Genomic DNA, 14514 nt, shown 5'->3' on the forward strand with positions numbered 1-14514 from the left:
AAAAAGGTGATATAAATGAGGGGAGGGGTTATTTGTTTTCAAAGGTTATCCCATTTATTCTTTTGGGTGCTAATTATCATTAGCAACTCCCCTGTATATGCAAAAGATAGCATTCCGGCAGGATTTGAAGCTCTCAGTTTTGGACAGGATGAGCTTCTAAATATCTCTTTTCATGGTGAAAACGAGGGCGTTTTTACTGTTTTTGTTACGCCTGAATATCTAACATTTAAAGAACCAAATAAATTATTCGCAAAACTTCCTTTAGATGGCGTGCCAGAAAACATCAGAAAAAAAATACTTTTTGAACTAGCTATGCCAATATCTAGGCATGATAAGGATTTTTATTTTGCCCCAGAGGAAAATATCGGGATTATCTATAATGAGCAAGAACAATCGGCCATGCTACTGATAACTCCAAGGTGGGTAAAAAATAATAGCCAACACTTTTTCCACCAAAGCTACAATGCTCGTTCAGCGCTGGTAAGTCATCAGTCACTTGTGTTTAGCCATGATGGGCACATGGAAAGCTTAGGAGGAACCGGCTACTTTGCTCAGGGAGTAGGTAGATCAAACTATATACAAGGTGACTGGGTTCTTTTTCAAAATGTGGGAGAGAGAGGCTCATCTTCACAATTTCAGTTTAATAATCTGTATTTGCGTACTGATATAACACCTCGTATTTATAGCCAAGTAGGACGAATGGATTTGACTAACCTAAGCTCACGCTTGGGGGGGGATTTTTCACTATCTCTCCTGCCACAATCTCAAATAGATGGTTTGCGTATTGGCTCAAGTAATGCGTATCTTAATACGGAAAATATTACAACTACGGCTACACCATTAACAGTCATATTAACGCAACCAGCGAGAGTTGATATTTATCAAGGGAGACAGTTAATTGGCAGCAGTTATCTGATGGCTGGTATCCATGATGTTGATACGAATAACTTTCCCGCCGGAGCTTATCCTGTATTATTAAAAATCTTCCAAAATGGGAAACTAATTCGTCAAGAAACACAGTTTTTCGAAAATAGTGATAGAAATCAGCCAGCAGCAGGAGAAATACAATGGTTTTTTCAGGTCGGGAAACAACATGCATCGAATGATTATAGTGCAGCATCGAAGTTGACTAAAAAAAACAAAGAAGAAACACAATTCGCCGGAGGTATTCGATTCGGCCTATCTAGTCATCTGAGTCTAACAAGTGCACTGATGGGGAGAAAAACTGGCTCTCCATTCAGTGAAAGTGACCTAACGTGGACTCTACCCACTAGAGCAGGCATCTTATCATTAAAATATAGCTATTTGATGAAAGAAGGAAAAGGTATTTCTGATAGTGAGCAACTGGGTTGGGATTATAGCAACATGGCACTCAACATATCACGCTATCATACATTTTGTACAAATCAAATTAGTTGCCATAATAATTATGGCGTCATAGCCAGCACAAGTAAATATGGGTGGACAGCTTCGTTAGGATATAATTATTCATATTCAGCACAACGTTTTTTGCAGCCATTGGAGTATGAGAGAGACGAATCTTCTTACATAAATCCATCTATTCATCAACAAAATAGTGGGTTATCATTATACTCATCACAATATGTAACATCCAGTATATTGCTAACATTAGGAACATCGACGAACTATCAGGATTGGAGTATTTGGCCAAGAATAGGCATGTTCAGCAATCGAAGTAGTGGTAGCGACAATCACGATAATGGGATTTTTTTAACTGTATCATTATCAAAAAACATGCAATCGTCATCCAATTTTAACCATAATACAACGGCTTCGTTGGACTATCGGCAGCATAGTCAGAATAATAATATATCATTACGCCAACAGTGGGTTTGGAGTGGTCAGCACTATCGTTCGCTAGACGCGACACTATCTGGTGGAAGGTATTACCAGAACGCTTTGGTTAATACTGAATTGGGTAGCTCACTAGGAAATGCGGGGATATCGTTTAGCTATGACCGCTCGAAACAATATACAAATAAAACTATAAGTGGACACTACGACTCAACATTCACAATTTCATCAGCAGGATTTGTATTAGGAAATGGTGATGGAAATGAATCTAGTCTTTCTGGAGTTATTATTGATTCTAAAAATCAGAATCAAAAAGAGCTAATAGGACCTATAGCTAAAATAACATCAATGCAAGGGGGGGATGCATACATTAGCTATGGGAGCAAACTGTTTATTCCAACGATGGACTATATGGCCGACAAAATCAATATTGAGGATGCAATTGGTTACGAAACTAATGGTAACCTGATTAATGGGGCCGGTACACAAAACATCTTCCTGTTACCAGGGCATGTCACCATCAGTCGGTTACGTGCTAATACAATTTATATTTATGTTGGACGTCTTTTGGTTAATGGGGAAAATATTCTGGCTGGCGGGCATATTCTTAATGCTGATGTCCCTGATATAAATCCAGATGGCACCTTTGTTGTAGAGTTTAATTACTCCCCGAAGTCATTATACATACTGAAAGATCGAGATTTTTTTATTTGCCCTATAAAATATAAGGAGGGATTTAACGGTATCCGCAAAGTGAATGCTGCAAATTGTCATCAAGTAAGTGATACAACTTTACCATCAATAATAAAGAACTCTGATCGAGTGGCTAGACTTCTTTCTATAACAAATGAAAATAAACATTAACTATACTAATCGGTATATTAATGACATATCTCGGCGAACGGTAAAAATGAATAAATTTATCAAATTAATCATATTGATTGCAGTGATATCCTGGAAACCTACAATATCAATGGCCTCAACACCATCTGATTATTCATCAACTATAAACATAGAGAAATCCTATGATTTAAACTCACCATTGCCTGAGATTTATTTATGGGAAAATAAACGTATCAATATACCAACGCCCAATGGAAAGCCTAATGGTTTAGACTTTTTTCTTAGCTGTTTATCTGATAGCAATGATAATTATGGAGCATGCCCGACCTTACCCACTTGGAATGGTGAGGGGAGTTATGTTTTATTATCATTTGTTGAAAAAAAAACGAATATAAAACACGCAGTGGTGGTTAAAGGAACTGTAAATAATAGTTGCTCTATAATAAAGTTTACAGGAGCACCTGGTGGATGTCCATACAACGGATTAAATTATAATGTATATATACCACAAGATGAATTAAAAAAATTCCCCATTGGAGGGGTTTGGTTTGCTCATTTAAAGTTACGGACAGGTCAATGGCATGCAGGTGTAGGCTCTATCAACGATAGTTGGCCTGGTTTTATGGACGCCTATTGGGAGGCAAATATTACTTTAAATATAACTGATAATAATAATATTCGCATCTGGTTTCCTCAGTTCCATGGCAATACTGCCAATATTATAATGCCTATTATACCTGCATATTGGGCATCAAATACTCCTAGCCGGGTTATGGCAGAAAAAATAATAGACACCTGTTTATACGATGGTTATAACAGTAATAGTAAGACATTTCAAATAACATTCAATAGTGATGATATTGATAATACTTCTCAAGAGTTTATTTTACGACGAGCAACAACACCAGGAGAGTCATTTTTACCTTATCAGATTTTTGTTTCATCCCCTGGTTCATCCGAAGCCCTCCAAATGGTAAAGCCTGGTGAACAACTAATTTATTCAGGAATGAGTTCTATAGCCATACGGCAAGTAATGATGCCAGGATTACCAGAACCTGTAGCTTGTGCCCCATGGTCAATAAAAATAAAGCTCAAGCCATTTGATTTATCAAAACAGCAAGCGGGCCATTATGTTGGCGTACTAAAAGTAACTTTCACCCCATCCTTGGATAAATGATAATCATGAACTATTTTTGCTTTTTAGGCGAGTGCAAATATACTAAGTTGGCGTTTAATTCATTAATACATGAGTTACCAGTAAGATCATGTTCGATACCAATCAATTATTATGAATTGCTCAATAAGCAATTGGAGATTGAGGATAGTGTTTTTATTTTCATTTTACTACCCACAAATGGAATAACAAATTTCTATGATGGAGCTTTTCATCAACTTGCTAATATTTTAGAGAGACATAAAACTGTAATTGGGGGGGCTGTTTTTTTTACTTCAAATGAAGTTGAGAGAAATATTGCAATATTGACTTGTCAAATAACAGGTTTATATGTTTGGGTCTTTGATAAAAAAACACAAATCAAAACAGCAAAAGATATCATAATTGACATAGCAAATTCAAAATATTGCGAGAAAAATCTAGTGACTAAAGAAATAATAACTTGGAGAGAGCTTGAGATATTAGAAATGATTCTCGCTGGGTATAGTTACAATGACATTGCATCTTTTTTTTCGCTATCAGTAAAAACCATATACTCATATGTATATGCCATACAGAGGAAGATGTTAATAAAAAAAATCATACATCTTTTCTTTTTATCTGAGCTAACTCAGAACTTCTCTTAATTAGAATATCATCATCTTGATGAAACAAATATTATTTTGGTTAATTATTAATAATGCTTTTTCAGAGGTAATTGCTAATCTCCTTACCACCTATAAGTCAAATGACTTTGTAATAATTACGATAACTGTTTCTGCTATATTTTTCTTACCATATTCATAGAGCAGACTTTATCTTAAACGATCTATTTTTTAAGTGGTAAAAAATGATAACATGCCGTTTTTTTAGCTCATTAATAATAAGCAGACAGATAAACTCTATCAGTTGTATTTAATACCGATTTAATGAGCAGAATGAACAAACATAAATTACATCAAACCTACCCTTTATTATAGCGATGAATTAGGTGGCTAACTATAACTATTAGTAACACAACCATAAGTTGATAGCTACCCACTCCATACCATGGGCGTTCGTCGAGAAAAACGATTTCTCCAATTTGTCCAAGCGTGTGACTAAATTGCTCCTTATCTGCAATATAGTCAAGCAATGGGAACGTACCCGTGATGAACCATGCAGCCAGAACACCATTAACAAACCACGTAGGAAATAGATCAATAAAGTCTATCAAGTTTCTTCCTCGCCATGAATAATGCTGTGCCTTGAAAAAAATATACCAAGCTGCTATGCAAAATGCCGTCCATATCAGCATAGAAAAAGTAATCGCCCTAAAAAAATCCACTCCATCATTTATAACATCAAGCATTCTATCATCTCCTTTTTTCCTGCTTATTTAATTAGACTCAATTTGATTATTTTTTCACCTGATAATTCGCCACATAACAACCGTCAGAGTATCAATATTGATTTATAATGGCCACTTACAGATCCAGAATCATTCACATTTATTTTTGATCCAAAACCATAAATACTGGTATTGACATACCAGAAAATCTTCATTAATGCAATAAATTTTCGATATCTAAATTAACCCTATCTTAGGAGCGATGAAGAGAATAGTTAGTCACTGGTCATGGCCGTTCTGGATTTCGTACTCTAATGGTTCTCCAGAGCTAGAAGAGAGTTCAGGTATTTTTATCCTATTAACTTCCTCCCTGAAGGTTAGTCTCCAAGGTTACCAGATTCGGTTTACTTTCTGCGGTTTTTACGACAAAGGATGAATAGCCATGACACAATAACGACACCAGAAATACCGCTGATGCTGTACTTATGATCTAAATACCATTGGTATCAGCGTTGCTGAAGGTACCTCCTTGAACCAATAGCTTGCCTTTCCCCCTAACCACTGGGCTAAACCTAACAATTGTAGAATGGTAGCAACACCGTAAATCGCCAGTTCTGTGGTGTGAATTGAACTATGCCGACGTTATACTGTTATAAAACATTTCGAGGTAATCAAAAATATTGCGATGGGCTTCTTCCCGAGTCCCATAGTTTTTTTCTTTAATCCATTCACATTTCAGTAGCTGGAAAAAACCTTCTGCAACTGCGTTGTCATGACAGTTACCACGACGGCTCATACTGCCCTCCAGTCCGTGTGATTTCAGGAACGACTGCCACTCATGGCTTGTGTACTGACTACCTTGATCAGAATGAACCAGCACCTGTTTTTGGGGATTACATCGTCACATGGCCATCATAAGCACATTCAGGACAATATCTTTGGTCATTCGGGCAGCCGATAACTTTGCGCAAGAACATGTCAACAACCACGGCCAGATACAGCCAGCCTTCGAGTGTTCGGAGTAGAGTAAGAGACAGGACGTGTCGGACTATTTCCCTGCATCTCCGAACCGGACGTGCACCTTTCAGCGCATCCGGCTCTCCGTTTAAACGCTGGCTAGTGCCATTGCCACTTCCGGGTACCGTGATGTATTTCTAGCTTCCAGCCTCAGGTAAGGGTTATCTTCTGGCAATTGCCAACGGAATAGCTTCTTGCCTTGCCCTAACAACCGGTAAAGTGCTTCACCGTTGAGCCTCCCGTAGTTGGTTATTACCAAATAAAACTTACGTTTTACTCTGACCTGGTTTCGGTGATTTACACCACCACCTCATCAGGAATGCAATACCTTTACGATATTTTCGGGAGTAGACAGAACACCACGCGGTCAATATAACTGAATACTTTTGCTTTAAAATCAATAAACTGTTAGAACACAGCCCAGCCTTTCAGCTTCTGGTTGAATATCTCAACCATATCGATTTTGCTTTCTAAGCATTATGTTCGACAGCCGCGGATATTACACCACCCAGCATACGCCTTCACTGGCTACCCGAAAGAGACCGACATCAATATGTCCCGCTTTGATTGTTTTCCACAGCAGAACCATGAAACGTAACTCACTGCTCCTGCGGCGTACGGTTTTCATCAGTAATCGATGAGGTACGGTGTCAAAACAGGTCACCGTCAATCACCCTGCGGCCCCGTGTCTCACCACAGTCTGTGTTGTTGTTCCGTTCAGGCCGGAAACCGTACGAAAGCGCATGAAAATCACTTTCCCATTCCCATATTAGCCCCCCTAGACATCAGCATGGCCCGTTGAATAATACGATCCCGCAACGTGGGGCTCCCCAACGGCCACTGTTTACCATTTCTTTTGGAAATGCAAACCCGCCTGGCGGACGACGGCTGGTAGTGGCCAGAGATTAATTCAACCCTAAGTCCTTGCAGTTCAGCAGCCAGCCTGGCCTGCAGCACAAATTTATTCACGCCATCAACACCGTGTGTATGAGCACCTTTTGATGAAAGCGTAATTCGTGTAGATTCAGCCAGCTATTCTGGCTGTGTTATCAGACGCCGCAACCGTTCAATCCGTCGGGACGGATCGGCTATTGCCCATGAGGCAAGCTTGCGTTGTATTTCGCTGATCATCAAAGGTCTTCACCTCATTGGATCAGGTAGCGTGCTCAGCAAACACATTTAAGCTGCCTCCCTTTGCCATGTAATGGGTTTTCCCCATCGCGGACTACTACGGAAGCTCCGCCAGCCAGCGCGTCATCGGAGCCATGCCTCCTTAACATCCGTCACTGACTTTTCCCGGTTTACCTGCCCGGACTCAAACATACTGAGGAGGCTGCCAGTCGCACTCTTTATCCTTGCTTGCTGCAAGGTGGTAGAAGTCAGCAACGCTGATCGTGATAGGCGCTGCTGACCGGTGCTTCGCATACATATCAAAACACCGTCGATCGGCCGTGCTTACGTATAACCACCAATCCCTCCCGCACGGCCTGTCAGATCACGTAGACCATGGTGATATTTTCAACCCACAGAGGCGGATTAACGGGTTCATGTTCCTCAGCCTTTCAGTACTCAACCTTGAGGATCATCTTGGCTTTCGCCTCAATCTCCGTTGTCAGCGAGTTACATCACCCGGCGAGCATGCCGTAGGTCACTGCCGCTCGTCATCACACCCAACGGGATTGTTGGACTTTTCGTCATGAGTTACCGGTTCAATATTCCAGATAGACTCGTGGTTCATTTGAGCATTCATGCTCGCCCTAAACTCCAGGCACACTGTAAGTTATGTCCGTTATCCAACGTTCATCCGGTACTTCCAGATTGAACTGCCGCTGGCCGCTGGAGTCTGTTGGGTGTCACGATACTGGCCTCACATTTACGCGTTCGTGGGCTTCGATAGCCGGCCTAAGCTTTTCTCCCGGCACGCATCATGAGCCGCCAGAAACGGTTAATCCCGCATTGTTGCCCGCTATCTCTCAGGTCGTGATGGATCTTGCGATAGCCATAAACGCAACCGTGCTCGGGCTCCAACCAGAACTGCTTGATTTGTCCAGCCAGCCTGAGATCCGCCTGATACCGTGGTGAAGGAGGCTGCTGAAGCCAGGTGTAAAACCCACTCGGATGAACATTCAGCCCCCGCCAGAGTAGACGAACAGGTCAACAACAGGAGTTGTCACGGATAAAGGCGTATCTCAATCGGACAGTTTTGCAAAGTACGCTGCAGCTTTTTTTATATGTCCCGTTCGTCAATAACCCGCTTCAGCTCATTCTGGAGTCGACGGATCTCGGCCTGAGCATCTGACTGCTCTTTGTTGGTGGAGGAGTCCAGCACGTACTTCTTTATCCAGGTATAAAGGTTGCAGGTAGTGATACCGAAACATGTTGCAACACTGGAAACAGAATGGACACGATCAACAACCAGTTTGACAGCTTTCAATTTTAAACTCTTCAGGATAACGCTTACTGCTCATGTGCACCTCTCTTTAAGCCATTCTAAATGACTCTGAGGTGTCTGTTAAAACCATGGCGATTCAGCCATGCTGTGGTGGCTGGTGCTGATCTCCAGCTTTGTCATTACTAAAGTGCTAACTCTTTAACGACTGGCGTTTATTGAGGTGTTCATATCCTGCTAGCATAACCACTCTATCAGCCTAGAGACTCACCACATTCGGCTGAGCCATCACATGGTAGTAAACTGCTGAGATACACATCCATGTAAACCCACCAAGCAATGGCTCAGCCGAGCGTAGTGTAAGTGTAATACTTATATAAAATCCAGCAATATCAAACTGTTAGATAAATTACCCAAACAACACATAACAAAATGTACGCACCGCACAATACTCCAACCCAAAAACCCAACTTCCCCATACTACAATCATGTTGCGATGTATCAATTATACTAATTTAAAAACAGTTATTGAAGAATGTCTATATCAATTTCGTTTTTGATTTACTCTTTTTTCATAAAAATAGTCATCGATAAAAAATGCTCAAATAAGAAAATCAGTTGTGATTCAGACGTGAGATGAACCAGCAAGCTGAGTCAGTTCCTCTCTTCTCCTCCCCACTCGGGATGAAACCACTCATCTAGTGATGAGATTTCACAGGCCTTAGTATAAGTACTCTAGCTTTAGCTCCACGTATTGTACTTTTTGAGAGCTCCGATTTTTCAGCTATCAGCCAACGCTGCGTTTCCCGACTTTTATGTATGGATAATGTAGTTATCCACACTGACACATCGCTTTAAGATGCTTTAACAGGCTGATAAATAAGGCTGAGCCTTTGCTGTTGCCGCCCACGTAGCTAACTTTGCTCGTACCACAGAGCAGCACTCTGGCCAGATAGTATTTCTCATTCTGCCCAGGTATTACCACGCGTTTTTGTTGTCTTCGTACCTGCCAGTCTGTGCTGATTTTGGGATTAAGATGGATATCCACTTCATCTTCATAAAAGACGAGATTCTCTGCGCGACATTCGCCCAATATTTTATGGGTTACCGCACCTTTCTTATGAGGGTCGTAGATACACAGGGTTGTGTGCTGCCCTGTGCTACGCCAGACCCGCAGAGGGCAGCCAGCAGTGGAAGATAGATATTTTTAATGTAAATGTTTGTAACTTACTGAAGTTGCATCACAGTTGTATTATACAGAATTTTATACTTTTCCCTCACTGAGGATAAAATAAAAGAGGGGAAGAATGAAATTATCATTTAAATGGAAAAAGTTATTAGGGATAAGTGCTATTACGACAATCTTTTATGTATTACCACCACCAGGCGGGTTGTCTATTAACGGCTATCATTTATCTTTGTTATTCGTAGCAACTATTGCTGCCATAGTGCTAAATGTTATGCCTACAGGAGCCATAGCAATACTATCTATTGCAGTTTATTGTGTCACTTTACCTGTGGAGAAAATAGGCTCAGCAGCAATAAAAACAGAACTACATAATTTTAGTAATTCTTTAATTTGGCTGATTGTAATTGCTTTCATGATAGCGAAAGCATTTACTAAAACCGGTTTGGGTGAGCGAGTATCACTTATTCTGCTTAAGAAATTTGGCACATCATCATTAAAAATAGCCTACTGCATAGGTTTGGCTGACTATATACTGGCCCCAGCCACACCTAGTAATACAGCAAGATTTGCAATAACGTCACCAATAGCGAATGGTTTAGCTAAAACCATAGCTCCAGAGGATAAAAAACTTGGCGAGTTTTTAATAAGTAATGCATCAGCAATGAACGATGCATCAGCAGTTGGTTTTAGTACCGGCTTTGCTGGCAACCTAGCACTCGTTGGAATAGCTTCAACTTTACTAGGAATTCATTTGACTTTTTTAGAGTGGACGTACTATCTATTACCGCCATCAATAGCTTTGTTTATAATTATACCATTTATATTATATTACTTTATCTCTCCAAATACAAAAAAAACCCCTGACGCACCAAAATTTGCTAAAGCAAGGCTTTGTGAACTAGGAAAAATCACACTACCAGAAATATTACTGTCTATAGTTTTCTTATTACTAGTGGTTATGTGGATCGTAGGTCCATTACTAAACTTAGATGCTACAAGCGCTGCATTTATAGGCTTGTCAGTAATGCTTATGCTTGGGGTTCTAAGTTGGAATGATGTGAAATCTGAATCAAGTGCTTGGGATACACTTATTTGGTTTTCTGTTTTAATGGGAATGGCTGATAACTTGAGAAAACTTGGTGTTGTAAAATGGCTTGGTGATGGAATTTCGTCACTCTTAGCTAATGTCATGAGTGGAGCATCACCAGTTTTATTTTTACTTGTTTTGATGTTGTTTTTCCTAATAACATCTTATTTGTTCGCATCAGGAACAGCAAAGATAGTAGCGCTTGGTGGAGTGATGATTGGATCATTATTATCACTCCATGTGCATCCAATTATAGCCGTTCTTTCTATTGCAGGAATAATGAACATTGGTTGTAACCTAACAACTTACTCTCATGCTAGAAATCCTATTGCACTAGGATATGGATACCATTCCCCTAGTCGCTGGATGGTTAATGGATTGATTATAGGATTGTCTGGATTTATTATTTTTATGACATCTGGTTTAATATGGTGGTCAATATTAGGACTTTAGCTACAAACATTATTAACAACCCAGTACCGTCGGTGAATCGTGAACAAGAAGGTTTAGGGCGAGAGTACGGTTGAAGCGTGGAAATTTCGAAGCCAGCGGACGGCATGCTTGAGGATACCAACTGTTACATCGATAGACTCATCTAGTAAATGCAGCTACAAGTGCTGCAACCGTTGATTGATCCGATATTATCTGATTTCAGTTATGGTCTCCGACCGGACTGCAGCTCGCACAACGCGGTGCTACAAGCACAGGAAAGTTTTCGGGGAGATCTTGAAAAGTTTTTTGATCGAGTTTATCACGACATCCTGATGGGGCGATTGGTGAAACAAATCTCCGATGAGGCCATGCTACAGCAGATTCGCCGTTATTTGTAGACTAAGCTCATAGCGAATAGCGTGGTTGGTTCGTGATCAGGGGATCACCGTAAGGTGGCCGCTGCTGTTGGTCAATGTGCTGCTAAAACTGCAATAGCGCGGACATCGTTTCACTCGCCATTTCGCAGCTAGAAAGCAGAAGAACTGCCTAGGCTGGATGCGCAAGATGTATGAAAGTTGCATCTGCGCGTGAACGAGAAGAAAAACAAAGAGTGCCCAGCTTCGGATGGGCGTTCCTTATCTACAAACCTACGGCGGTGGATGGGAAGCTCTGTCAAGATTACAGTAACTCCCAAGGCTCCCGGCTCGTTCAAGCAGCATGTCCGCGACATCACCAGACGTATCGACAGCTAAGACCTGCCTCAGATTACCGAAAAAATACGGGAATACATCTCGGGTAGGAGATCCTACTTCCGTTTGGCACAAACACAGCAGATCTTTAAAAATCTGGATTCAGAGATACGCTACCGGCTCCAAGCTATTCAACTCAAGTAATGGAGCACAGGAAGACGGTGTACATCACAACATTGATGTCTCACGAGGGCCGCACATATTGCGGGAGGCACAGGGTACTAGTGGCGACACCAGCGAGGCTGGGGTGAACTGACGCTCTCGGCTTCCCCCTACTTGCATGACCTCAACTTCTCGACCCGCTCGGTACGGCTACTACTTACTGTGTGGTGTAGTAGGGATATAACCTTGTGCTACCCTCCTCCTATGCCGATCAACACCGAACCGTCCTAAAGGACTGTCCTCAAATAATAGTGCCCTCGCAAGGTGAGGGTAGAATTTCTGCTCTGCCCCCCTAATGCTAACTGAAGATAACCCAGGCAGGCGCTAGACAAAAAAAACGCCGCATAAGCAGCGAGCTAAAACATCAAGGAGTCAATATTGACGCAAAATCGAACTCATTCAAAAATGAGCCAGTCAGCTATGATTCTAGTCAGTCTACCACAAAATAAAAAACAGCCAATCCTAGTGGATAATATTTTTTACTCGGGAATTTCATTCTATAACTAACTAATCCTAATACCGCTACACTTTAGCCAGCCCATGTTTCCCTCCGGGGAATGGGCTAACGGTATCCATAAAGTGACGAACCTTCTTCAACAGTTGCCACATTGAACGGCACTGGTGATTTCGGGTTATTGTTTCATGAAGCGCCTGCCACAACCGTTCGACATGGTTGACCCACGGCGAGTACACCGGCTGATAAATCACCCTGAACTTCGGGTTTGCTTTCAGCCAGCGCAACGTTTCACGGCTTTTGTGGGTGATGTAGTTATCGACAATGAGCGTAATCGTTTTTGCCCGCCGGTATGTCACCTTAAGATGTTTTAACAGTATGATAAATAAGGATGAACCTTTACTGTTTCCACCCACGTAGCTGACTTTTCCCGTACCACTGTGCAGCGCACCGGCAAGATAGTACTTTTCATTCTGGCCCGGTGTGACAACGCGCTTTTGCTGCCCGCGTGACTGCCAGTCAGCCCCGATTTTCGGGTTGAGATGAATATCCACTTCATCTTCGTAAAATACGGGGTTTTCCGCACTGCATTTCGTCAGCGCTATCATGGATAGCGGCCATTTTTTCTTCTTTGTGTGGGTCACGGATACGCAGTGTCGGCGCGGCTCTGCGCCATACCAGTCCGGCAACAGGTAACCATCGCCGGATGGTTGAAGCATGTAGCGGGCAACCGGTGACATCACGGATTTTTATCGCCAGCAGTTCGGTACTCCAGCGGGAACGCTGATAACCGAAATCGCCAGGAGAATGCTTAACAAGCTCACGCAGCAATGCGCAAATATGTTCGAACGGCCAGCGCCTCCCACGTCTTGATGGTAATGACTTCAGGCCTTCAGCACCAGACAGTGTGAGCCAGTTAATCCAACGACAAATCGATGAACGGGCACAGCAGAGCGTTCTGGCTACATGACTGACGGTATCACCACGATGCAGCATCAGCATGGCGGTGAGCCGCCGGGCGTGGTGTTTGTCCTTTGTTTTATGGATCGTTTTCTGCATCAGGCGTCGTTCGGTTCTGGGGATTGGTGCTATGATCGGCATGGCTCAGTCCGGCTGGTGATTTGGGATATTCCGCGATTGATCAGATCGCATAAACCGGACTGAGTTCCCCCTGAGTGATCTACTATTTCGAGCAGTTATTTAGATAGGGATCTCTCGAACAGCGGATTTTCCATGCAATAAAAATATAAGCATTGCAGTCACAAAAAACGAAAAATAAAACACAAAAAAAGAAACACCACAAGATGTTATCACAATATTACATATAAATTATCAAGAAGTTTCTTAAGCGTTCGACATTGTTTCACAACTACTCCACTAAAATTTATAAAGTTAAACTCAGATATCAAGATAACATCATGGAGATTTCACTCTGAAATTTTAATAAAAAACCATTTAAATTCATTTTGTTAAAACAAAAATCACGTGGAGAAACATTACAAAGTTTCATAAGTTAAATTACTATACTACCAATATCTGCGGCCCCTCTCACAAGAGTAATCAGCAAAACCACACAATGATAGTTATTGAATATTTGAAGGCGAAAGGCATATCAAAGTTCGCAGTGAATATAGTCTACCTGTCGAGATACAATGTCCGGGAAAAATAAGGCTTAAACAGCTCAACAGTGGATCAGGATGATAAAAAATGCGTTATTAGTTTGAATATAAGCAACACTGACATGGATGTGAGTTGCTGGTAGCCCCACCACTAGGATATACCAATCAATTTTGCTCATACTTTATGTCGCATAGTAAAAAACTCTCATAGAGTAAATTATGTGTACAACTAGGGGGGCAGTTGAAGAAAAGACACATCATTTAGAACATGGAGG

The 14514-nt window shown here is 41.4% G+C and carries 8 protein-coding genes and 4 pseudogenes; 5 read left to right on the forward strand and 7 right to left on the reverse strand.

Translation table 11 applies throughout. From position 1 onward, the window contains the following. The first annotated feature begins 15 nt into the window (after positions 1-15). Genes DCL27_RS17150 through DCL27_RS17160 form a run of 3 tightly spaced genes read left to right on the forward strand, consistent with a single transcriptional unit; the run spans position 16 to position 4458 of the window. Positions 16-2679 (forward strand): TcfC E-set like domain-containing protein, encoded by a 2664-nt coding sequence (locus tag DCL27_RS17150; protein WP_109691589.1) that lies wholly within the window; start codon positions 16-18, stop codon positions 2677-2679. A 46-nt stretch (positions 2680-2725) separates the two neighbouring features. Then, complete coding sequence (locus tag DCL27_RS17155; RefSeq protein WP_170114866.1) at positions 2726-3835, forward strand: CfaE/CblD family pilus tip adhesin; 1110 nt, start codon at positions 2726-2728, stop codon at positions 3833-3835. A 5-nt stretch (positions 3836-3840) separates the two neighbouring features. Beyond that, the gene (locus DCL27_RS17160; protein WP_170114865.1) at positions 3841-4458 is read left to right on the forward strand and encodes a response regulator transcription factor; all 618 of its coding nucleotides are present in this window, start codon (positions 3841-3843) and stop codon (positions 4456-4458) included. A 317-nt stretch (positions 4459-4775) separates the two neighbouring features. Here the strand turns inward: DCL27_RS17160 and DCL27_RS17165 are convergent, their stop codons facing one another. The 5 genes and pseudogenes from DCL27_RS17165 to DCL27_RS17185 form a co-directional block, all read right to left on the reverse strand. Beyond that, on the reverse strand, positions 4776-5162 hold the full coding sequence (locus tag DCL27_RS17165) for a hypothetical protein (RefSeq protein ID WP_035600024.1): 387 nt from the start codon (positions 5160-5162) through the stop codon (positions 4776-4778). Positions 5163-5787: 625 nt separating this feature from the next. Beyond that, positions 5788-6181, reverse strand: a pseudogene (locus DCL27_RS17170) (DDE-type integrase/transposase/recombinase); the annotation flags it as partial. Between the two features lie 65 nt (positions 6182-6246). Further along, positions 6247-7277, reverse strand: a pseudogene (locus tag DCL27_RS17175) (hypothetical protein). A gap of 656 nt (positions 7278-7933) precedes the next feature. Next, a pseudogene (locus tag DCL27_RS17180) lies at positions 7934-8626 on the reverse strand (transposase); the annotation flags it as partial. 703 nt (positions 8627-9329) lie between these two features. Continuing rightward, positions 9330-9734: pseudogene (locus DCL27_RS17185) on the reverse strand (transposase); the annotation flags it as partial. A gap of 120 nt (positions 9735-9854) precedes the next feature. Here DCL27_RS17185 and DCL27_RS17190 point away from each other — a divergent pair. Continuing rightward, complete coding sequence (locus DCL27_RS17190; protein WP_071526375.1) at positions 9855-11276, forward strand: DASS family sodium-coupled anion symporter; 1422 nt, start codon at positions 9855-9857, stop codon at positions 11274-11276. A 743-nt stretch (positions 11277-12019) separates the two neighbouring features. After that, positions 12020-12148 (forward strand): group II intron maturase-specific domain-containing protein, encoded by a 129-nt coding sequence (locus tag DCL27_RS17815; protein WP_227016404.1) that lies wholly within the window; start codon positions 12020-12022, stop codon positions 12146-12148. A 540-nt stretch (positions 12149-12688) separates the two neighbouring features. On the opposite strand, the gene DCL27_RS17195 is transcribed toward DCL27_RS17815, so the two are convergent. Together DCL27_RS17195 and DCL27_RS17200 are read right to left on the reverse strand one after the other, a co-directional pair. After that, positions 12689-13228, reverse strand: coding sequence for an IS630 family transposase (locus DCL27_RS17195; protein WP_223931211.1), 540 nt, complete (start codon positions 13226-13228; stop codon positions 12689-12691). Next, the gene (locus DCL27_RS17200; RefSeq protein WP_223931212.1) at positions 13176-13679 is read right to left on the reverse strand and encodes a helix-turn-helix domain-containing protein; all 504 of its coding nucleotides are present in this window, start codon (positions 13677-13679) and stop codon (positions 13176-13178) included. The genes DCL27_RS17195 and DCL27_RS17200 overlap by 53 nt, the downstream gene beginning before the upstream one ends. Positions 13680-14514: the final 835 nt, after the last annotated feature.

This window comes from Edwardsiella tarda ATCC 15947 = NBRC 105688, assembly GCF_003113495.2.
GTDB lineage: Bacteria > Pseudomonadota > Gammaproteobacteria > Enterobacterales > Enterobacteriaceae > Edwardsiella > Edwardsiella tarda.